Below are 21,920 nucleotides of genomic sequence, written 5' to 3'. Positions count from 1 at the left end.
GATGAACACCGCCATCGCCCAGCAGCGAGCCATCCATCAGGAGCCCGTCATGGCTGCCCATCCGCAGGATCTCGCCTTCAACGCGACCGAACCCGCACCCGAAGGCCATCGGACCGTGGGCCTGGTGACCGTCGACAACCCGAAGATGTCGGCCCGCGACGTCAACGTCCACTACGGCGACAAGCACGCGATCAAGCACGTGACGATCGACATCGGCACCAACGAGGTGATCGCCTTCATCGGCCCCTCGGGCTGCGGCAAGTCGACCTTCCTGCGCTGCCTGAACCGCATGAACGACACCATCGACGGCTGCCGCGTCAGCGGCGAGATCACCCTCGACGGCCACGACATCTACGCCCGCGACCTCGACGTGGTGCAGTTGCGCGCCCGCGTCGGCATGGTGTTCCAGAAGCCCAACCCCTTCCCCAAGTCGATCTTCGACAACGTCGCCTACGGCCCGCGCATCCACGGCATGGTCAGCTCCAAGTCCGAACTCGAGGACCTGGTGCAGTGGGCGCTGGAGAAGGCCGGCCTGTGGAACGAGGTCAAGGACCGCCTGCACCAGCCCGGCACCGGTCTGTCGGGCGGCCAGCAGCAGCGCCTGTGCATCGCACGCGCGATCTCGGTGAGCCCCGAGGTGATCCTGATGGACGAACCCTGCTCGGCGCTCGACCCCATCGCCACCGCGAAGATCGAGGAGCTGATCGACGAGCTGCGGGCGAACTTCTCGATCGTGATCGTCACCCACTCGATGCAGCAGGCCGCGCGCGTGTCGCAGCGCACCGCCTACTTCCACCTGGGGGACCTGATCGAGGTCGGCGAAACCGAGCAGATCTTCACCAACCCCGTCCACAAGCTGACCGAAGGCTACATCACCGGCCGCTTCGGCTGAGCGGCCACAGGAGATCCGCACGATGACCGTGAGCACCGAAGGCCACACCGTAAAACGCTACGACCAGCAGCTCGGCAACCTGCGCAGCCTGGTGCTGGAGATGGGCGGCCTGGTCGAAGACCAGATCACCCGCGCGGTGCAGGCGCTGCAGGACGAGGACCTGGTCGCCGCCCGCGAGGTGGTCGCCCGCGACCACGTCGTCAACGGCTTCGACGTGCGCGCCGACGAGGAGGTGGTCAACCTGCTGGCGCTGCGCCAGCCGGTGGGCTCGGACCTGCGCCTGATCCTGTCGATGGCGAAGACCGTCACCGACCTCGAGCGCATCGGCGACGAGGCCGAGAAGATCGCGCGCATGACCGCGCGCATGTACGACGGCACCAACATCCCGCACGCCAAGCTGCTGCGCGACGTCGCCAGCATGGCCAAGCTCGCGGTGGCGATGCTGCATGGCGCGCTCGACGCGCTGGCGCGCATGGACGTCGCCACCGCGCTCGCGATCGCCAAGGGCGACGACGAGCTCGACGGCGAGTTCCAGTCCTCGCTGCGCCGGCTCGCCACCTTCATGATGGAGGACCCGCGCACGATCGGGCACGCGATCGACGCGATCTTCATCATCAAGGCCCTCGAACGCATCGGCGACCACTCGAAGAACATCGCCGAGTACGTCGTCTACCTGGTCAAGGGCAAGGACGTCCGCCACGTGAAGAAGGAACAGCTGACGATGGACGACCTCGACAGCTGAAGCCCCGCCCCGCGCGCCCCGACGCCCCGCGGCTGGAGAAGCCCCGGGGCGCTGGCCTATGCTTGGGGCCTGTGCCCGCCGCGCCTCGCGCGGTCCGGTCCGCCGCCGCGCGGACCCTCGCGGGCGACGGACTCCGGCGACCGCCGGACTTTCAGTGAGGTGAGCGCATGACCGCAACGTGGATACTGGTGGCGGACAGCAGCCGCGCGCGCATTTTCAGCGCCAACAAGGCCCATCAGCCCCTGCACGAGATCGGCCGTTTCGAACACCCCGAAGGGCGTGCCAAAGCCCGCGATCTGCTCGCCGAGCAGCAGGGCAACGGCAGCGGCAGCGGCGACCTCGAATGCGACGCCCCGCGTCGCAACGAGGCCCTGAGCTTCGCCCGCGAGCTGGCCGAACACCTGCGCATGGGTCGCACGCAGGGTCAGTTCGAGCGCCTCTACATCGCCGCCGCGCCGGCCTTCCTCGGCCTGCTGCGCAGCAAGCTCGACACCCCCACCAGCCAGCTCCTGGTCGACACGCTCGACAAGGACCTGACCCAGCTCGACGTCGACGCCATCCGCAAACACCTGCCGGAGCGGCTGTAAGGGGCCGCCGCAGCCCGCCGCCTCACACCCCGAGCGACATGCCGGTGATCTTGCGGAACAGCGTGACCGCGTAGGAATCGGTCATTCCCGAGACGTAATCGGTGATGCGCAGCGTGCGCAGATAGGGGTCGGCGTCCGGCACGCGGTCGGCGCCGCTGAACTGCTCGGGCAGCAGTTGCAGCAGCATGCGATGCCGGGCATTCATGCGCGCGCCGCGTTCCGCGGCGCCGTTCACCGCCCCGACGAAGGCTTCGAGCAGGCCGCCCAGCACCTCGAAGCCGGCCACCTGCACCTCCACCACCGGCGTCGACACGTAGACCTTGCGCGCCGCCAGCGCCTTCATCGCGTGCATCGCCTCGCGGCTCGGGATCACGTCGAGCAGTTCGTGGCCGAGGCGACCGCCGAGGATCGCCGTCTCGCAGTCCATGAACACCGTGTGCACCTGGTTGACCAGCGCACCGATCGCCTTCGCCCGCAGGTACTCGATGCGCTCCTTCGGCCGGCTCAGCTGCCGCAGCCGCGCCGAGTCGGTCGCCACCCCCGCGACCGGCAGCAGCAGTTCGAGGACCTCGCGGTGATCGAGCTGGCCGAGGCGCACCGCGTCCTCGAGGTCGACGATGCGATAGCAGATGTCGTCGGCGGCCTCCAGCAGGTAGGCGAGCGGGTGGCGCTGCCAGGCGCCCGGCCCCACCGCGCTCAGGCCGAGGCCGTCGGCCATCTGCGCGAAGGCGGCCGTATCGGCCTGGAAGTAGCCGAACTTGCGGAACGCCACGCCGGTGCCGCCCGGCGCCGGCTGCGAGCCACGCGGGTACTTGGCGCAGCTGCCGAGGGTGGCGAAGGTGAGCTGCATGCCGCCGGGGTTGTCGGGGCTCTGCAGCCGCGTCACCAGGCGGAAGCCCTGGGCGTTGCCTTCGAAGCGCAGCAGGTCCTCGCGCTCGGCCGGGCTCATCTGCTCCAGCAGGTTGCGGGCCAGGGCCGATTCCTGGAACCACTGCCGGATGCCGTCCTCGCCGGCGTGGCCGAAGGGCGGATTGCCCAGATCGTGCGCCAGCGCCGCGGCGGCGATGATCGCGCCGATGTCGGCCGCGGAGACGCCGCTGAGGGCATGGCGGGCGATCACGTCCTCGCCGACGCGGCTGCCGAGGCTGCGCGCGACGCTCGACACCTCCAGGCTGTGGGTGAGGCGCGTGCGCACGTAGTCGTTCGACGACAGCGGGAACACCTGCGTCTTGTCCTGCAGGCGGCGGAAGGCCGACGAGAACACGATGCGGTCGAAATCGCGCTGGAAATCGCTGCGCTGCGCTTCGTCGCGCGCCCCGACCTTGCTGCCGGTACCGAGGCGTTCGCGTGACAGCAGCCGGGTCCAATCCACGGGGCCTCCTGTTTCATTCCCGCACACAGGAAATCACGTATGCAACAAAACTGTGGCGAAAGCCACTATCCTGATGCGTACACGCGCAGGGCCGCGCGCCCCGCCCGCAACGCCCGCAACGCCCGACAATCCGAACGCAGGCCCTGCCTGCCCTACCCTAGAGGCTGACGACATGTATCGAGGCATGGCAGGCCTGCTGCTCGCGCTGGCCGTACCGGCAGCCAGCGCCGATGATCTCTTCGTCACCGGCGTGACGGTGAATGGTGGCAGCGAAGCACGCAAGAGCTACGACACGGTCACCGACCTGCTCAATTCGCTGAGCACCAAGGGGCTCAAGCAAACCAATCCTGCCTACACCGAAACCTCGGCGACAACGGCAACCCTGTATGTGCGTGGGCTGCCGGCCGAGGCCGCGTTCGCCACGAACGCCACGACGCTGCGCTTTCGCGTCCCCTCGCTCGGCATCGACGAGAGCTTCACCGGCAGCGACCGCGACGACAGCCGCGACCGCTTCGAGGATTTCCTGAAGGCCAACGGCGACGACATCCTGAAGCGCATGCTGAAGGAACTGGCGCGCGTTTCGCCGGTGGACCCGATCGCCGGCAACCCGGCCTCGCTGATGTCGCAGATGGGCGTGCAGGACTTCGGCAATGTGATGGAGGCCGACAACACCTCCCCTGGCAGCACCACGGGCGGCGTGGCGGCGGCCTTCGGCGCCGGGCTGCGCTTCGATCGTTACTCGTCGGGGGGCTTCGACCAGAACGTCACCACCCTGCCGCTCAGCTACCGCCGCGACATCGGCAACGGCTACCAGCTGACCCTCGACATGCCGATCAACTGGGTCGACACGCAGGGGGCGAGCACGTACAACCTGAGCGTCGGCGGCGCCCTGCGCGTGCCGGTGACGCCGCAATGGAGCCTGACCCCGGCGCTGCGCATCGGCGCCGGTGGCTCGGAGGATCTCGGTGGCGGCGCGACGATGTATTCAGGCTCGCTGACCAGCCGCTACACATGGGACTTCGGCGACTACAGGCTCGGCCTGACCGACATGCTCGGCCTCTACCGCACCAACGCCCTCGACGTCGGCGACTACCACGCCGACTACGATCTGTCGAACCGGATGTTCCGCAACGCGCTCGACCTGTCCGGCCCGCTGCGCGACACCTTTCTCGGCAGCGGCGCGATCTGGCGCGCGTGGATCATCGATACGCGCTTCTACGGCAGCGAGCTCTACTCCGAGAACCAGCAGGAATTCGGCATCGCCGCGACCACCCGCATGCAGGTCGGCGGCAGCGTGATCGACAAGGTCTCGCTCGGGCTGACCTACCTCAGCGGCGACAACGACGTCAGCGGCTTCAAGGTCAACTTCGGCTACCGGTTCTGAACCCCCATCCCCTCCCCTGAGGCGGCGGGGATGGGGGCAACGGCATCAGGCACCCTTGCCCTGGCAGGCGTTGCCGGGGCCCCAGTCGCCCATGTCGGGGTTCGAGCAGATGTCGCGCACCAGCGAATTGCCGCGGCTGACCACCAGCTTGCCCTCCTCGCGCTTGTCGGTGGCCTTCTTCAGCTGCTGCTCGGTCTTGACCGCCTCGGCCGGGATCGGCTTCGGCGGGCGCGCCTTGCGCGTGGCCACCGCCTGCACCTGCTCGCGCTCGTAGCCGCCCTTCTGCAGGTCGGTCTCGTAGGCCTGGGTGTAGGTGTTGAGGTTCTCGCCCAGGCGCCCGTCGACGGCGGTCATCAACGCGTTGGTCTCGTTCAGCCCGGTGACGATCTCGGCCAGGCGCGCGCGCCCTTCGCTGTCGCTCATGCGCTTGCCGCGCTTGGCCTGCAGCAGGGTCTGGTACTCCTTCTGGTAGCAGGACTGCGCCTGCTTGGCCGAGGCGATGGTGCGGTCGAACTCGCCGGTGGCCTGGTTGATGTCGTCGCCGTAGGCGGCGAAGCGCGCGCTGTCCTCGGCCACCTGCTTCTGCTTCTCCATGTAGTAGCCGCTGACACCACCGGCGACGGCACCGACCGCCGCGCCGATCAGCGCGTTGCGCCCGGCGTTGTCGCCACCGGTGAGCGCGCCGAGCAGGCCGCCGGCGAGCGCGCCGGTGGCCGCGCCGGCGACCACCGACTGCTGCAGGCGCTCCTCGGACTGGCGCAGGTAGGCAACCGGCTCGTAGCAGCGCGGGTAGTAGTTGGCGACGACGCTCTGCGCCACCGTGGACGTCGGGTTGCCCAGGGTGACGCAGCCGCCCAGGCCGAGCGAGAGCGCCACGGCGGCGGCCAGCGCGCGGGCGGCGGTGCAGTGCGAGGAACGGCTCGTCATGATGGATTCTCCCTTCGTTATGGGGTCGTTCTGGGGTTGCGCGGGCTTGTCCCGTGCGCGGTGCCACGGCAGGCACCGCGCTTACGCCTTCACTTTAGTGCAAGCAGCCGGGCCCTTGCGGTGCACGCCCGCGCCGCAACGCCGGCGTCAGCGGTTGACCGGCGCCAGCACGTCACCGAGCGTGCGCTCGGGGTCGAGCCGGCCGACGCGGCGGTATTCGTCGACGTGGCGGGTGAACAGCGCGGCGCGCGCGAGCAGGCTGCGCCCGATCACCGGCTTCAGCGCGAGGGACTGCTGCACCCGCTGGTACTCCTCGTTGAACACGTCGGTCGCGTAGCGCGTGCCGGTGGCGACGTTGTCGAGGTAGATGGTCAGCGCCCCGCGCATCGCCGCCGTGCCGTTGTCGATCGCCTGGGCGTAGACCTCGGTGCTGCGCGCGTCGCGGGCGGCGCGCGCGCGCTCCAGGTCGTTCTTCAGGTTGGTCAGGCGGATGTTGTAATTGGCGATGGTCTCGGCGACCAGCGAGGCCGACTGGATCAGCGCGTTGGCCGCCTCGCGGCGCTGGCGCGCGAACAGCTCGATGTTGCGCTTGAGCTCCTCGTTGACCTCGCCGAGCGCGCGCTTCAGGCGCGGCTCGGCGCTGGCGGCGATGATCGCGTCGAGCAGCTCGGTGGGGTCGCGGGCGCGGTCGATCGCATCCGACAGCCCCGCGGCACGGCCGTCGCTGCGCCAGCGCTCGAACAGCTCCTCGTAGCGCGCGCGCGGCGCGGCCAGCGTGCCGAGGGCGATGCGAAAGCCGGTGGTGTCGTTGCGCAGCGGACGGCCGTCGTCGGCGAACAGCGGGTACTCGCGGCGCATGCCGGTGAACAGGGTCTGCTCGCCTTCCTGGTAGTTGCCGCCCTTGACGATGAAGCCGCCGAAGCCGCCGTCGGAACGCCCGCCGCCGCGCACCAGCTGGAACGGGTCGAGCACCATCTCGGCGGCGTTGCCGATCACGTCGTGCAGCCCCACCGGGTTCGGCAGCCGCGTGCCCACCGGGGCGAGCCGTGCGCCCTGCCCGCTGCCGCCGGCGACCTGGTTGAACACCGCCCAGTCGCGCAACGGCCCGTCCTCCTTGGCGCCCTCGGTGCGGCGCGGGAACAGCCGCGCCTCCAGCGCCTGGCGCTCGACCGCCTGGCCGCCGCGGGCGGCGAACTCCCACTCGACCTCGGTCGGCAGGCGCACGAAGGCGAGCGCCCCGCCGCGGCCGGCGTCGGGCCCGCCGGCGACCGCCGGCAGTGCGTCGCGCTGCGCGCGCGCGAGCCACTCGCTGTACAGCTCGGTGAAGCGCAGCGCCTCGAACCACGACACCCCCACCTTCGGCAGCCGCCCCGCCGCGCCGCTGGGCGGCGGCGGGCACGGCGGCGGCTCGGCCGCGGCACCGGTCAGGTAGGGCTCGAGCGCCATCACCAGCGCGAACTGGTAGGCGGTGACCTCGTACTTGCCGACGAAATAGAACATCGGCTTCAGCCCGCCCTCGGGCTGTGCCGGCAGGCGCGGCGCCACGTGCTCGCGCCACGACGCCGGCAGGTCGGCGAGCTCGAACTGCCCGTTGATGAACTGGCGCCGGCTGCCGGCGATGAAGGCCTGGCGGTAGCCGGGTTCGTCCTCGGCGAAGGCGTAGCCGAGGTTGACCTCGCGGTCGTCGAGCACGCCCTTGCTCAGCACGTAGACGTAGCGCAGCGTCAGCCGGCCGTTGCAGGGCAGCGGCAGCTCGACGTCGTCGGGCAGCGGCTTGGGGTTGAACAGCGGATCGGGTTCGGCGCCGCGCGCCGCGCCGCCGGCGAGCGCGAGCCACGCGGCGAGCGCAGCCGGCAGCGCGTGGCGGTGGAGCGGGGGGCGGCCGTGGCGGGGCGGGATCGACGACATGCGGTGTGGACTCGGCGGCGCGCGGGCTCACACCTCGCGCCAGCCCTCGGAGGGTTCGATGCGGGTCGCGCGCCAGCCGCCGGCGAGGGCGGCGAGCAGCACCGCGGCGAGCGTCGCGGCGAGCGCGGCGGCGAAGTGTAGCGGCAGCAGCCGGCAGAGATACTCCCCCGGCCCGCGGCTCGCGGCGAACAGCGCGTTGATGCCGGCCGCCGCCGCCGCGTAGAAGGCGAAGGCCGCGGCGCTGCCGAAGGCGCCGGTGAACAGCGCCTGCGCCAGCGGGAAGGCGAGCAGGCCGCGCGTGCTCAGGCCGAGCAGGCGCAGCAGGCTCAGGTCGCGGCGCTTGCGCGCCACCGCGGCGAGGCTGCTGGCGGCGGCCGAGGCCAGGTACCCCGCCGCCCCGAGCCCGGCGATCACCGCGAAGACGATGCCGAGGTTGCGCGACAGCGCGCGCACGTTGGCGATCGCCTCGGCCTGCGTCAGCACCTCCAGGCCGAGCCCGACCAGGTGCGCGCGCAGCGGCTCCACCGCGTCGAGGTCGCGCGCGTACAGGCGAAAGCCCGGGTACACGCGCTCGCCGGCGGGGCGCTCGCTGCCCGGCCAGCCGAGCGTGGGCACCGCGTGGCCGTCGCGGTAGTCCTCGGCGGCGAGCAGCAGGTCGAGCGGCACGAAGGCCGCATCGCGGTCGAAGCCTTCGAGCGGCAGCACCGCGGTGAGCCGCAGCCGCGTGCGCACGATCTCCTCGCGCCCGGCGCGCGAGCGCCCGACCGCGGCGTCGACCTCGGCACCGGCCGCGAGCCCGAGCTTGTCCGCCGCGGTGCGGCTCAGCACCACCTCCTGCGCGGCCGCCGGCGGCGTCACGCCGTAGCGCGCGAGCAGCGGATCGCCCGGCGCGCTCGGCAGCAGCTCCACCGTCACCGCCGGCCCGGAGGCCGCGCGCAGGTCGGCGGTCGCCGCGATCTGGCGCGTGCGCGGCACGACGAAGGCGACCTCGGGGCGCGCGCGCAGCGCCTCGAACCAGGCGGCGTCGTAGCGCCCGCTGCCGATCGGGATCAGCTCGCGGGTGCGCGGGTCCTCCAGCAGCCGCTCGGTGAGCGTGGCGACCAGCCCGAAGCGCAGCCCGAACAGCACCAGCAGCGGCGCCAGCACCGCCGCCAGCCCGAGCACCGCGCACGCCGACAGCCGCGCTTCGCCGCGGTAGTCGGCCCAGGCCAGGCGCAGCACCGTCGTGCGCATCGCTCACTCCCCTTCGCCGAAGCTTGCCAGCACGCCGTCGGCCTCGCGCGTCACCCGCACCGGCAGGCGGCGCAGGCCGCAGCGCTCGATCAGCGCGAGATCGTGGCTCGCCAGCACCAGCGTCACGCTGCGCTCGGCGGCGAGTTCGAGGAACAACCGCATCACCGTGTCGGCGGTGACCGGATCGAGCGAGGCGGTGGGCTCGTCGGCGACGACGATGCTCGGCGCGTGCACCAGCGCGCGCGCGATCGCCACGCGCTGGCGTTCGCCCACCGACAGCGCCGCCGGCGGCTGCTCGAGGTGGCGTTCGAGGCCGAGGCGACCGGCCAGCGCGGCGACGCTGCCGTCGTCGGGCAGGCCGAGCAGCGCGCGTGGCAGGCCGATGTTGTCGCGCACCGACAGGAAGCCGAGCAGCCCGCCGGTCTGCAGCACGTAGCCGAGATGGCGCCCGCGCAGCGCCGCCAGCGTGTCGGCGCGGCCGAGCTGCCACAGCGCGGCGAGGTTGGCCGGCGGGGTCTGCGGCGGCTGGAAGGCGAACTCGGCGGCGCCGGCGTCGGGTGCCGACACCAGCGCGAGCAGGTCGAGCAGCGTGCTCTTGCCGCAGCCGCTCGGGCCGACCAGCGCCACGCGCTCGCCGCGCGCGATCTCGAGCCGCGGCACGCGCAGGCGAAAGCGCGCGCTGCCGCCGGCGCGGGTCTTGGTCACCTCGCGCAGGCGGTAGACCGGGGCGGCGAGCATCGGCCTCAGCCCCCGGCCCGGCGCTCGCGGGCGGCGCGCGGCGCGCGGCTCACGGCAGCGTCGACAGCGGCACGCGGTAGAGCGCGTCGGCGTCGCCGGCGTTGCCGAAGCGCACCCAGTTGCTGGCGTCGTTGTGGAAGGTCTCGTAGAGCCGGATCTTCGATTCCAGCTCGTCGATGAAGTCCTCCTGCTCGGCCACGCTCCACGACAGCCACAGCTCCTGGGTCATGCCGAGCACCTTGCTGCGGTAGGGCAGGCCTTCGAGGAACTCGCCGAGCAGGCCGCTGGCGGCGAGGTTGCGCACCTCCTGGCGGCCCAGCCGGGAGGGGTCGCGGCTCATCGTCGCCGAGGCCGAGGCGATCTCCTGAAAGAAGTCCTTCGGGCTCTTCTGGGTGCGCCGCGCGGCGTCGACGATCAGCTTCAGGCTCTGCTGCAGGTCGTTGAGCTGCAGCTTGGTCAGCAGCACGCACACCTGGAAGGCCGGCACGTCGGGGTGCGCGAGGTCGCGGTCGGCGACCCAGGCGGTGACCACGCTCGGCGGGCGCACGCCCTTGCTGTGGCCGAGGAAGTCCATGCGCATCGCGTAACCGAGCGCCGCGGTCTTCGCGGCGAGGCTGCCCTGCACCTGGTTGAGATCGGGCGGCGGCGGCAGCGGCCGGTTGCCGGCGACGTCGCGCACCACGTCGACGAAGCTCGACACGATGCCGTCGACCGCCTCGCCGAAGGCCTGCACGTCACCGCCCTCGACCGGCACGTAGAGATCGCCGATGCGCGGGTTGGGGTCGGCGGCGAGCGTGTGGTACTGCGCCGCGGCCGACTCGTGGTTGTGCGCGCGGGCGCCGGCCGCGGTCTTCAGGTGCAGCACGAACAGGCGCACGTGCCTGCCGTCGGCGGCGGCGCGCACCTCGGCCTCGTTCATCGCGGTCTGCCCGGCGGGGTCGTTCTTGCGCAGCGCCCCGGCATCGGTGACCAGCAGCACCACGCGACCGCCGTAGCCGCTCCAGTCGAAGCCCTCGACCGCCGCCATCACGCCGGCGAAGGCGTCCTCGTTGAAGGAATGGCTCGACACCCGCGTCGCCGTCATCGCGTCGGCCTTGGCGAGCAGGCGCGCGGGGTCCAGCCCGTCCTGGAAGTCGGCGAAGGTGCGGGTGACGTATTCCAGCCCCGGCGTGCGCGCGGTGCTGTTGCGGTAGCCGACCAGCCCGACGGCGACCTTGTCGAGCAGGCGTTCGCGCTTCAGGCGCTCGTAGGTGCTGCGGATGATCGCGCGGGCGCGGTCGATGTAGGGGTCCATCGACAGCGTGGTGTCCATCACGAAGACGATGCCGGTCTTGAACGCGCGCTCGTCGCCGCCCACCGCCACCGGCGCGTTCGCCGCCACCGTCGTCGTCGGGGCGGCCGAGCCCGGGTCGACCGAGGCCACCTTGAGCAGCGTCACCGGCTGGCCGTCGGTGGTGTAGGCCTCGGCCTGGTCGAAGATCGGCAGCAGGTAGAAGCGGTCGGCGGCGATCGCGGTGTCGACCGGCTCGACCGCCACCACCGGCACGCCGGGCACCGTGCGCCCCTGCGCCGCGCGCACCTTGGCGAGCCAGGCGCGGACGACGCTGGCGGGGTCGGCGTCGCCCACCACCTGTTCGAGCGGTGCACGGTCGTCGACGAACATCACCGGATCGCGCCCCGAGCGGTCCATGAACTTGAGCACCAGGGTCTGCTTCCAGTCGTACGCCTTGCCGGCGTCGATCCAGCCCTCGCTGCGCCCGTCGCTCGCCGCGCCCACGCGCAGCCACTCCTGGGCACCGTCGCGCCGGCGCTCGTAGACGTAGTACACCGAGAAAGCCGGCAGCGGCGTGGCCGCGTCGCGCCCCGGCGCGCGGTACAGGCGCGCGTCCGGCCCCAGCACCACGCGCTGGAACAGCGTCTTCTTGCCCGGCAGCAGCAGCGGCCGCTCGGCCCCGCCGGTGGTGGCCGGCGCCACCTCCGGCGGCGGCGTCGAGACAGCCGGGGACGTTGCCGGCGGTGTTTCCACCGCGGGCGGCGTCACCACCGCGACCGCCGGCAGGGGCGCGGGCGGCGTTTCCGGGGACGTGGCGGTCACCGCCGGTGGCGGTGTCGTCGGTGTCGTCGGCGTGGTGGCGGGCGGCGGGTTCGCCGGCGGTGTCGTCGCCACCGGCGGACTCACCGGCTTGCCGTCGACCGGCGGGGTCGGCGTGACGACCGTCGGCTTGCCCGCTTCGGGCCCCGGCGCGGGGCGCAGCGCGAACCAGGTACCGCCGGCGAGCGCGAGCGCGAGCAGGCCGCCGCCGAGCACCAGCGGTGCGCGCGAGGGCGCCTGCCCGCCGCCGTCGCCGAGGGTCGCCCGCCGCCGCCCGCGCTCGCCGGCGGGCGGTGGTGGTGGCGGCGGCGCGGCGGCGATCACGTCGAGCACGTCGGCGGTCGACGACGGCAGCGGGCTCGCCACCGGGGCGACCACCGTCGCCGCGACCGCGGTCGCCGCGTCGGCGGCGGGGGCGAGCGCAGTGGCCGCGGCGCCGCCCGTGGGCAGCGCCACCGTCGCGGCCTCCACCGGTGCGGCGGCAGTGGCGGCACCGGGCACCACCCCGGTCGCGGCGGCCGGCGCGGTGGTGGCGGTCGGCGCGGCCGTCACCGCGGTGGCGTCGCTGTCGCCGGGCGGCAGCGCCACGCTCTCCGGCACCTCGTAGGCGAGCAGCGCCGCGGCGTCGGGGAAGCGGTCGTCGGGGCTCTTCGCCAGCAGGCGGTTGATCAGGTCCTGGAAGCGCGCGAGCTCGCCGGCGAGCTGCGGGATCGGCGCGGTGACGTGCATCAGCGCGGTGGCGAAGGAGTCGTCCGACTTGTACGGGCGCTCGCCGGTGAGCATCTCGTAGAGCACCACGCCCAGCGAGTAGAGGTCGGAGCGGCCGTCGAGCGGGCGCCCCTGCGCCTGCTCGGGACTCATGTAATTCGGGGTGCCGACGGTGAAGCCGGCCTGGGTCAGCGCGGTGCCCTCGCCGAGGTTCTTGGCGATGCCGAAGTCCGACAGCACCGCCGAGCCGTCGGCGCGGAACAGGATGTTGGCGGGCTTGACGTCGCGGTGCACGAAGCCGCGCGCGTGCGCGTAGCCGAGCGCCGCGGCGATCTGGCGCAGGATGCGCAGCGCCTCGGCCGGCGGAAGGCCGGTGCCGATGCGCTCCTTCAGCGTGCCGCCGGGGATGTACTCCATCGCCATGTAGTACAGCGGCCCGACGTTGCCGATGTCGAAGATCGCCATCGTGTTCGGGTGCGAGAGCTTGGCGAGCATCTTGCCTTCGCGCAGGAAGCGTGCGCAGTAGTCGGCGTCGGCGGCGAGCGAGGCGGCCATCACCTTCAGCGCCACCTGCCGCTCCAGCGAGCGCTGCGTGGCGAGGTACACCGAGGCCATCGCCCCCGCGCCCAGTTCGCCCTCGATCGTGTAACCCGGAATCTCGATGCTCATGCCCCTCGCCCGCCGCCCGCACCCGCCCGCGGCCGGGTGATTATCGGCGCCGCAGGGCGCAGCCGCCACCATGGCGCCTCGCACCCGCCGCCGGACCCGCTACAACTAGACCAGCCCCCCGTGCATGGCGCGGGGGTTCTTCCCGCCGTCACCGTCCGAGGAGATGCCCATGGACCCCTTCCTGCTTGCCGCCATCGAGGAAGCGGAGGAAAGCCAGCTCGAAGGCGGACTGCCGATCGGCGCCGTGCTCGAGCACCGGGGCGTGGTGATCGGTCGCGGTCGCAACCGCCAGATCCAGCACGGCCGCGTGCTGCTGCACGCCGAGATCGACGCGCTGGAGAACGCCGGCCGCCTCACCCCGGAGACCTACCGCGACTCGACGCTCTACGTCACCCAGGCGCCCTGCCCGATGTGCTGCGGCGCCATCCTGCGGCTCGGCATCCCGCGCGTGGTGATCGGCGAGGCGCACCACTACGCCGGCGCCACCGCACTGCTGCACGCCGCCGGGGTGCAGGTCGAGGTGGTCGACGACGGCGTGTGCCGGCGCCTGGTCGACGACTACCGCGCGCTGCACCCGGAGATCTGGCGCGAGCTCTGCGCCGGCGCCTGAGCATCGCACCGCCACGACCGTGTCACCGTCGCGGGCGATGCTGCCCGCCCCCTGCCTGCCGGAAGACCCCGATGACCGCCACCCCGCCACCGACCACCCGCTTCGACGACCCCGCCGCCGCCCTGGCGCAGGTGCAGGCGCTCTACAGCGCCGCCGTCGACCACCTGCGCCAGGCGCTGCGCCACTTCGTCGCCGGCGGCACGCTGCAGGGGCCGGTGCGCGCCTGCTACCCGCGGGTGCGCGTGCACACCGACACCGTGGCGCGCGCCGATTCGCGCCTGAGCTACGGCTTCGTCGCCGGCCCCGGCACCTACGAGACCACGCTGACGCGCCCGCAGCTGTTCGCCGACTACTACCGGCAGCAGTTCCACCTGCTGCTGCGCAACCACGGCGTCGCGCTCGAGGTCGGCGTGAGCACGACGCCGATCCCGGTGCACTTCTCGCTCGACGAGCACGACCACCTGGAAGGCAGCCTCGGCGCCGAGCGCCGGCTGCTGATGCGCGACCTCTTCGACCTGCCCGACCTCGCGGTGATGGACGACGCCATCGCCAACGGCACCTACGAGGCGCGCGGCGACGGCCCCTACCCGCTCGCGCTGTTCACCGCGCCGCGCGTCGACTACTCGCTGCACCGCCTGCGCCACTACACCGGCACCGCGCCCGAGCACTTCCAGAACTTCGTGCTGTTCACCAACTACCAGTTCTACATCGACGAGTTCGTGCGCCTGGGGCACGCCGCGATGGCCGCCCCCGATGGTGCCTACAGCGCCTTCATCGAGCCCGGCAACGTGGTGACGCGCCGCAGCGGCCTGGAGTCGCTGGCCGCCGAGGCGCAGGGCGCGCCGCCGCCGCGCCTGCCGCAGATGCCGGCCTACCACCTGGTGCGCGAGGACCGCGCCGGCATCACGATGGTCAACATCGGCGTCGGCCCGGCCAACGCCAAGACCATCACCGACCACATCGCGGTGCTGCGCCCGCACGCCTGGCTGATGCTCGGCCACTGCGCCGGGCTGCGGAACACCCAGGCGCTCGGCGACTACGTGCTCGCCCACGGCTACGTGCGCGAGGACCACGTGCTCGACGAGGACCTGCCGCTGTGGGTGCCGATCCCGCCGCTCGCCGAGGTGCAGGTGGCACTCGAATCGGCCGTCGCCGAGATCACCCAGCTGCGCGGCTACGAGCTCAAGCGCGTGATGCGCACCGGCACCGTCGCCACCACCGACAACCGCAACTGGGAGCTCCTGCCGCAGCGCACCCCCGAGCGCCGCTTCAGCCAGAGCCGCGCGATCGCGCTCGACATGGAGAGCGCGACCATCGCCGCCAACGGCTTCCGCCTGCGGGTGCCCTACGGCACGCTGCTGTGCGTGAGCGACAAGCCGCTGCACGGCGAGATCAAGCTGCCCGGCATGGCCGACCACTTCTACCGCGAACGCGTCGACCAGCACCTGCGCATCGGCATCCGCGCGCTCGAGATCCTGCGCCAGCAGCGCCTCGACGAGCTGCACAGCCGCAAGCTGCGCAGCTTCGCCGAGGTCGCCTTCCAGTAGCGCCGGCGCATTTTTCACGGCGCTTTCACGCCGGCTTCGCGGGCGCCTTCACGCTGCGGGCATAGCGTTTCCGGCACGGGCAAGACCCGTCATCGAACCCCCGGAGACCGACCGCCATGAGCCTTCAAGACGCCCTCGACCTGCGCCACAGCGGCGCCACCGCCACCGCGCTGGAACACTTCGACACCGCGCTGCACGAACTGCAGTGCTACATCGGCGACCCGGTCGCCAGCGTCGACCGCGCGCTCGCGGCGGCGCCGGCGTTCGTCGACGCCCACCTGCTGCGCGCCTACCTGCACCTGCTCGGCACCGAGCAGCCGGCGCTGGCCGCCGCGCGCGCGAGCTGGCTCGCCGCCCGCGAACTGCCCGCCAACGCCCGCGAGCGCGGCCACCTGCACGCGGTGCGCGCGCTCTGCGAGGGCCGCTGGCACGCGGCCGGACGCGCGCTCGAAGACGTCAGCATCGACCACCCGACCGACGTGCTGGCGCTGCAGGCCGGGCACCTGATCGACTTCTACACCGGCCACGCGCGCATGCTGCGCGACCGCATCGCGCGCGCGCTGCCGGCCTGGTCGCCGGCGCTGCCGGGCTACCACGCGGTGCTCGGCATGCATGCCTTCGGCCTCGAGGAAACCGGGTTCTACGCCCGCGCCGAGGCCGTCGGCCGCCACGCGGTCGAGCTGGAGCCGCGCGACGGCTGGGCGCAGCACGCGGTTGCGCACGTGATGGAGATGCAGGGCCGCGCCCGCGACGGCATCGCCTGGATGCGCGGCAACGTCAGCGCCTGGTCGCAGGAGAGCTTCTTCGCCGTGCACAACTGGTGGCACTGGGCGCTGTTCCACCTCGACCTCGGCGAGACCGGCGCGGTGCTCGCGCTGTACGACGCGCCGATCCGCGGCGCGCGCTCGGGCATGGTGCTCGACATGATCGACGCCGCGGCGCTGCTGTGGCGGCTCCGGCTGCGCGGCATCGACGTCGGCGAACGCTGGCAGGAGCTCGCCGACGCCTGGCTGCCGCACGCCGCCGCCGGCAACTACGCCTTCAATGACGTGCACGCGGCGATGGCCTTCGTCGGCGCCGACCGGCGCGAGGCGCTGGCCACGCTCGCCGCCGCGCAGGCCGAAGCCGAGCGCAGCGACGACGACAACGCCGCCTTCACCCGCGAGGTCGGGCGGCCGCTGACGCAGGCGCTGCTCGCCTTCGCCGCCGGCGACTACCGCCGCGTCGTGGAAGCGCTGCGCCCGCTGCGCCCACACGCGCAGCGCTTCGGCGGCAGCCACGCGCAGCGCGACCTGATCGACCTGACGCTGATCGAGGCGGCGCTGCGCGACGGCGAGGCCGCGCTCGCCCGCGCGCTGGTCGCCGAGCGCCTCGACCTCAAGCCCGACAGCCCCGCCAACCGCGCCCTCGCCGCGCGCGCCGCACCGCGCGTGGCCGCCACGGCCTGACGCGCGCCTCAGGGCAGCAGATCGGGTGGCACCACGAAGCCGGCGCGCGCCAGGCCTTCGAACACGAAGGCGGCATCCTCCGCGCGGCGCAGCGGGTTGACGCGCCACAGCCAGCGCGCCGGCTCGTCGCGCCGCGGCGCACGGCCGCAGGTGATGTTGCGGCGGAAGGCGGCGAGGAAGTCGTCGCGAAAGCGCGCGGCCTCCGCCGTGCGGCCGAGGTGCGCGTAGGCCCAGGCGAGGTGGGCGCGGCTGTCGGTGGCGGCGTCGGGCGCCTTGGCGGCGAGCGCGACGCCCTGCGCGAGCTCGCGCCCCACCAGATACGGCGCGCAGCCGAAGGCGAAGTACCAGTCGTCGTGCAGCGGGTTGAGCGCGAAGGCGCGGCGCTGGGCATCGACGCCGCGGGCGACCTCGCCGAGGTAGGCGAAGGCGAGGCTCGCCTGCACCAGGGTATCGGCGTCGTTGGGGTTGAGCGCCTCGGCGCGGGCGATGTGGTGCTCGGCGCGCGCGAACTCGCGCCGGTAGAGGTGGATGCGGCCGAGGATCGACTGGGTGACGTGGTCGGCGTCGTCGAGCGCCACCGCGCGTTCGGCGAAGTGCTGGGCGCGCGTGTGGGTCTCCTCCCAGCGCTCCCAGGCGTGGCAGCTCCACTCGTTGAAGTGGGTCAGCGACAGCCCGGCGTAGGCGCGGGCGAAGCCGGGGTCGAGCTCGAGCGCGCGCTCGAAGAACACCCGCGCGCGGTCGTGGCTCGCCAGCGTGCCCTCGTGCAGCTGCTCCAGCCCGCGCAGCCAGCAGTCGTACACCGCGAGGTTCTCCAGCGGCTGGCGCCGCGCGCCCTGCAGCAGCGCGCGGTCGACCTGCACCGCCAGCGCGCCGGCGACGCGCACGCTGATGTCGTCGAGCCCGGCGTCGAGCGCACCGGCCTCCAGCTCGTAGCGGTGCGTCCACAGGTAGTGGCCGGTGTCGGCGTCGACCAGCTCGCAGCTCACGTGCAGCACCTGCGGCGCCGGGCGCACGCTGCCGCCGAGCAGGTAGCGCACGCCGAGCCGGCGGCCGATGTCGCCCGCCGGCAGCGCCATGTCGGCGAGCGCGAAGGCCGAATGTCGGGCGGCGACGCGCAGCGCCCGGAAGCGCGCCAGCGCGCGGGTGACCTCCTCGGTGAAGCCGATCGCCCAGTAGCGGTGCTCGGCGCCGTCCGACAGGTTGGCGAAGGGCAGCACCGCGACGCCGGGGCGCGGATCGGCCGCCGGCGCCGGCGGCGCCAGCACGCGCCGGCGCAGCGCCTCGGTCTGTGCCGCCGGGGCCACGCCGAGCTCGCTGCGCAGGCGCTGCCGGCACTGCTCGTACTGGCGCATCGCCGCCCCCGGCGCGCCGCGCGCCAGGTGCAGCGCCATCAGCGCGCGGTGGCTCTCCTCGGCGAGCGGGTCGAGCGCGAGCAGGCGCTCGCCGAGGTCGAGCGCACCGGGCTCGTCGCCGGCCTCGGCACGAAGCTGCAGCAGCCGGCGCAGCGCATCGAGCAGGCGGGCGCGCAGGCGCTCGTCCTCCTGCCGGCGCCAGTCGTCGAACGGCGCGCTGGCGACATCGAGCCCGTCGAGCAGCGCGCCGCGGTAGAGCGCGTTGGCGGCCTCCAGGCCGGCGCGCGAGCCCTCGGCGAGGGCCCGGGCGAAGCCCGTGGCATCGACGTCGACCGCGGCCTCGACCAGCCGCAGCCACGCCGGCGTGGCCTCCAGCACCTGCGCCGGCAGCGCGCGGCGCAACTGTGCGAGCGCCTGGCGCAGGCTGCCGCGCGCCTGTTCGACGCCGCTGCGCGGCCACAGCAGGTCGCAGAGCCGCTCACGGCTCAGCCGCCCGCCCGGCGCCAGCGCCAGCAGCGCGAGCAGCGCCTCGGCCTTGCGCGTCGGCAGCGTCACCGCGGCACCGCCCACGGCGAGCGCGAACGGCCCGAGCACGTCGATACGCACCTCGCTCATCGTCCCTCCTGCGGTCACGCCGTCACCCCCGCCGCCCCTCTATCCTTGACCTGCGACGCCGGCCCGCCGTTCGGCGCGGCGTCGACACCGGAGGACGGTGGCACGCGGGAGGCCTGCCGATTATGCCGCGTCCGCCCGCCGGCGCCTGCCGCTGCGGCGGTGCGGTGCGCGCACGGGCGGCGGCAGTCCCGCGGCGGGGCCCCGCCCTTGTTGATGCAGGTCGCTACGTGGAGGCGCGCGATGAAACCCCGGAGGCCCGGCAGCGACCGCTCGACGTTCGTGCAGCCCGCCGCACCCGGCCGGTGGACGACGCGCGCCGCCACCCGTCCACCCGTCGATGCGCCGCCGCGCCCCTGCCGGGCATCGGCTCCCCTGCCCCGCCCTCCCGCATGACGGCGACGGACATGCCCCCCGACATCGCGCGCCTGACGCCCGAAGGCGCGCTCGCCCGTCTCGACGCGGACGCCGGGGGGCTCACCGAGGACGAGGCGCGGCGGCGGCTCGCGCGCGTCGGCCCCAACCGCGTCGAGGCGGCGGCGCAGCAGTCGCTCGCGCTGCGCCTGCTGAACGAGTTCGTGCACTTCTTCGCGCTGATCCTGTGGGTCGCCGCCGGGCTCGCCTTCGTCGCCGAGGCCTACGACCCCGGCCAGGGCATGCGCGAACTGGGGTTTGCGATCGTCGGCGTGATCGTGGTCAACGGCGTGTTCTCGTTCTGGCAGGAGTACCGTGCCGAGCAGGCGCTCGCCGCGCTGCGCTCGCTGCTGCCGCAGCAGGTGCAGGTGCTGCGTGCAGGCCGCCCCGCCACCGTCGAGGCCGAGACCCTGGTGCCGGGCGACCTGATCCTGGTGGCGGAAGGCGACAAGGTGCCGGCCGACTGCCGGCTGCTCGAAGCCCACGGCCTGCGCGTCAACACCGCCACCGTGACCGGCGAGTCGGCGGCCGTGCCGCGCGGCGCCGAGCCCTGCGCCGAGACCCACCCGCTCGCGGCGAGCAACCTGCTGCTCGCCGGCACGCTGGTGGTCGGCGGCAGCGGCCGCGCGCTGGTGTTCGCCACCGGCATGCACACCGAGTTCGGCCGCATCGCCCACCTCACCCAGGCCGCCGGCGAGACCGCCTCGCCGCTGCAGCGCGAGATCGCCCGCGTGTCGCGGCTGGTGGCGCTGCTCGCGAGCGGCCTCGGCGTGGTGTTCTTCTTCGTCGGCCAGGCGATCGGCCTGCCGTTCATGGCCAACCTGATGTTCGCGATCGGCATCATCGTCGCCAACGTGCCCGAGGGCCTGCTGCCGACGGTGACGCTGGCACTGGCGCTGGCCACCCAGCGCATGGCGCGGCGCAACGTGCTGGTGCGCCACCTGCCGGCGGTCGAGGCGCTGGGTTCGACCACGGTGATCTGCTCGGACAAGACCGGCACGCTCACGCAGAACCGCATGGCGGTGCGCCGCGTGTGGAACGCCGGCGCCTGGCAGGAACCGGCGGCGCCGGCGAGCGACGCGCTGTACGCGATCGCCCGCCACTGCCACGAGCTGCGCCCGGCCGCCGACGGCACGCTGCACGGCGACCCGATGGAGCTCGCGCTGGTCGAGTGGGCGACGCCGGCCGGCAGCGCCGCCGGGCCGGTCGAGCACCCCGACGCCTTCACCTTCGATACCGAGCGCAAGCGCATGTCGGTGATCGTCGCCGCCGGCGACGGCCGGCAGCTGCTGTGCAAGGGCGCGCCGGAGACCGTGCTGCCGCTGTGCACGCACGCGGACGCCGGCGCCGGCCTGCTGCAGCCGCTCGACGCGGCCGGCCGTGCCGCGCTGGTGCGCGCCCAGGAGACCATGGCCGACGCCGGCCTGCGGGTGCTCGCGCTCGCCTGGCGCGCCTTCGCCGCCACGGCGGCGCCCGCGGAGTCCGGGCTGGTGCTGGCCGGCCTGATCGGGCTGGAGGACCCGCCGCGCCCCGACGTGGCCGAAGCCGTCACGCGCTGCCACGCGGCCGGCGTGCGCGTGATCATGGTCACCGGCGACCATCCGCACACCGCGCTCGCCATCGCCCGCGAGATCGGCCTGGTGCGCGGCAGGCGCCCCACCGTGCTGCGCGGCACCGACATCGCCCGCTGCACCCCGGCGCAGTTGCAGCAGGCGCTGGCGCCCGCCGAGGTGGTGTGCGCGCGCGTCACCGCCGAACAGAAGCTACTGGTGGTCGAGGCGCTGCAGCGGCGCGGCGAGGTGGTGGCGGTGACCGGCGACGGCGTCAACGACGCCCCGGCGCTGAAGCGGGCCGACATCGGCATCGCGATGGGCCGCACCGGCACCGACGTCGCCAAGGAGGCCGCCGACCTCGTGCTGCTCGACGACCACTTCGCCAGCATCGTCAACGCCATCGAGGAAGGCCGCGCGGTGTACGAGAACATCCGCAAGTTCCTCACCTACATCCTCAGCTCCAACATCCCCGAGATCGTCCCCTACCTCGCCTTCGTGCTGCTGCGCATCCCGCTGCCGCTGACCATCATCCAGATCCTCGCCGTCGACCTCGGCACCGACATGCTGCCGGCGCTGGCGCTCGGCGCCGAGCGCCCGCACGCCGGGCTGATGCGCGTGCCGCCGCGCCCGCGCCACGAGCGCCTGCTGAACCTGCCGCTGCTCGCACGCGCCTACGGCTTCCTCGGCGTGCTGGAGGCCGCGGTCGCGCTCGGCACCTACGCGCTGGTGCTGCACGGTGCCGGCTGGCAGTGGGGCGCGGCGCTCGCCGCGCACGATCCGCTGTACCGGCAGGCGACCACCGCCTGCCTCGCCGCGATCGTCGTCACGCAGATGGCCAACCTGTTCCTCTGCCGCCACCCGCGCGAACCCGCGCACCGCTTCGGCCTGGGGGGCAACCGCCTGCTGCCGCTCGGGCTCGCCACCGAGCTGCTGGCGATCCTGGCGATCGTCTACACCGACCTCGGCAACCGCCTGTTCGGCACCGCGCCGCTGCCGGCGGCGGTGTGGGGCCACGCCGCGCTCGGCGCGCTCGCGATGTACGCGCTGGAGGAGGGCCGCAAGGCCTGGGTGCGCCGCCGGCCGGGCTGACCGCCGCCGCCCCGCCACCGTCATCGTGCCGTGCATGCACGAC

General features: G+C 73.3%; 15 protein-coding genes. 8 read left to right on the top strand and 7 right to left on the bottom strand.

Annotation, left to right across the window (positions count from 1 at the left end; all coding sequences use genetic code 11):
* Window positions 1-49 precede the first annotated feature (49 nt).
* The 3 genes from pstB (at window position 50) to EV699_RS00420 (ending at window position 2,221) form a co-directional block, all read left to right on the top strand.
* On the top strand, window positions 50-892 hold the full coding sequence (pstB, locus tag EV699_RS00430; RefSeq protein ID WP_132538112.1) for a phosphate ABC transporter ATP-binding protein PstB: 843 nt from the start codon (window positions 50-52) through the stop codon (window positions 890-892).
* Window positions 893-914: 22 nt separating this feature from the next.
* Window positions 915-1,634, top strand: a complete 720-nt coding sequence (phoU, locus tag EV699_RS00425; protein WP_132537976.1) for a phosphate signaling complex protein PhoU — start codon at window positions 915-917, stop codon at window positions 1,632-1,634.
* Between the two features lie 167 nt (window positions 1,635-1,801).
* Window positions 1,802-2,221: a host attachment protein gene (locus tag EV699_RS00420; RefSeq protein WP_132537975.1), complete on the top strand. Its 420-nt coding sequence runs from the start codon at window positions 1,802-1,804 to the stop codon at window positions 2,219-2,221.
* Between the two features lie 22 nt (window positions 2,222-2,243).
* Here the strand turns inward: EV699_RS00420 and EV699_RS00415 are convergent, their stop codons facing one another.
* Complete coding sequence (locus tag EV699_RS00415) at window positions 2,244-3,593, bottom strand: deoxyguanosinetriphosphate triphosphohydrolase (RefSeq protein ID WP_132537974.1); 1,350 nt, start codon at window positions 3,591-3,593, stop codon at window positions 2,244-2,246.
* Window positions 3,594-3,777: 184 nt separating this feature from the next.
* Between EV699_RS00415 and EV699_RS00410 the strand changes: the two genes are divergently transcribed.
* Window positions 3,778-4,977, top strand: a complete 1,200-nt coding sequence (locus tag EV699_RS00410) for a hypothetical protein (protein WP_132537973.1) — start codon at window positions 3,778-3,780, stop codon at window positions 4,975-4,977.
* A 45-nt stretch (window positions 4,978-5,022) separates the two neighbouring features.
* Here EV699_RS00410 and tagQ read toward each other — a convergent pair whose 3' ends face one another.
* The 5 genes from tagQ to EV699_RS20135 form a co-directional block, all read right to left on the bottom strand.
* Complete coding sequence (gene tagQ, locus EV699_RS00405) at window positions 5,023-5,904, bottom strand: type VI secretion system-associated lipoprotein TagQ (RefSeq protein ID WP_243662510.1); 882 nt, start codon at window positions 5,902-5,904, stop codon at window positions 5,023-5,025.
* A 147-nt stretch (window positions 5,905-6,051) separates the two neighbouring features.
* The gene (locus tag EV699_RS00400; RefSeq protein ID WP_132537971.1) at window positions 6,052-7,812 is read right to left on the bottom strand and encodes a formylglycine-generating enzyme family protein; all 1,761 of its coding nucleotides are present in this window, start codon (window positions 7,810-7,812) and stop codon (window positions 6,052-6,054) included.
* Between the two features lie 27 nt (window positions 7,813-7,839).
* Window positions 7,840-9,045, bottom strand: a complete 1,206-nt coding sequence (locus EV699_RS00395) for an FtsX-like permease family protein (RefSeq protein WP_132537970.1) — start codon at window positions 9,043-9,045, stop codon at window positions 7,840-7,842.
* Window positions 9,046-9,048: 3 nt separating this feature from the next.
* Complete coding sequence (locus tag EV699_RS00390; RefSeq protein WP_132537969.1) at window positions 9,049-9,783, bottom strand: ABC transporter ATP-binding protein; 735 nt, start codon at window positions 9,781-9,783, stop codon at window positions 9,049-9,051.
* A gap of 49 nt (window positions 9,784-9,832) precedes the next feature.
* On the bottom strand, window positions 9,833-13,252 hold the full coding sequence (locus EV699_RS20135) for a serine/threonine-protein kinase (protein WP_243662509.1): 3,420 nt from the start codon (window positions 13,250-13,252) through the stop codon (window positions 9,833-9,835).
* A 169-nt stretch (window positions 13,253-13,421) separates the two neighbouring features.
* Here EV699_RS20135 and EV699_RS00380 point away from each other — a divergent pair, with 169 nt between their 5' ends.
* From EV699_RS00380 to EV699_RS00370, 3 genes are all read left to right on the top strand, one after another.
* Entirely contained in the window at window positions 13,422-13,862 is a 441-nt protein-coding gene (locus EV699_RS00380; RefSeq protein WP_132537968.1) for a nucleoside deaminase, read from the top strand.
* 71 nt (window positions 13,863-13,933) lie between these two features.
* Window positions 13,934-15,409 carry an AMP nucleosidase gene (locus EV699_RS00375; RefSeq protein ID WP_132537967.1) on the top strand — a complete coding sequence of 492 codons (1,476 nt, stop codon included), beginning with the start codon at window positions 13,934-13,936 and terminating at the stop codon, window positions 15,407-15,409.
* A gap of 116 nt (window positions 15,410-15,525) precedes the next feature.
* Window positions 15,526-16,857 (top strand): tetratricopeptide repeat protein, encoded by a 1,332-nt coding sequence (locus EV699_RS00370; RefSeq protein WP_132537966.1) that lies wholly within the window; start codon window positions 15,526-15,528, stop codon window positions 16,855-16,857.
* Between the two features lie 8 nt (window positions 16,858-16,865).
* Here the strand turns inward: EV699_RS00370 and EV699_RS00365 are convergent, their stop codons facing one another.
* A complete protein-coding gene (locus EV699_RS00365) occupies window positions 16,866-18,824 on the bottom strand; it encodes a BTAD domain-containing putative transcriptional regulator (RefSeq protein WP_132537965.1) in 1,959 nt (652 codons plus the stop codon).
* 404 nt (window positions 18,825-19,228) lie between these two features.
* On the opposite strand from EV699_RS00365, the gene EV699_RS00360 reads away from it, so the two are divergent.
* Complete coding sequence (locus tag EV699_RS00360; RefSeq protein ID WP_207922979.1) at window positions 19,229-21,877, top strand: cation-translocating P-type ATPase; 2,649 nt, start codon at window positions 19,229-19,231, stop codon at window positions 21,875-21,877.
* Window positions 21,878-21,920 lie beyond the last annotated feature (43 nt).

This window comes from Plasticicumulans lactativorans (assembly GCF_004341245.1).
GTDB lineage: Bacteria > Pseudomonadota > Gammaproteobacteria > Competibacterales > Competibacteraceae > Plasticicumulans_A > Plasticicumulans_A lactativorans.
Note: the sequence above shows the minus strand (reverse complement) of the source record. Positions and strands in the feature narration are given on the sequence as shown.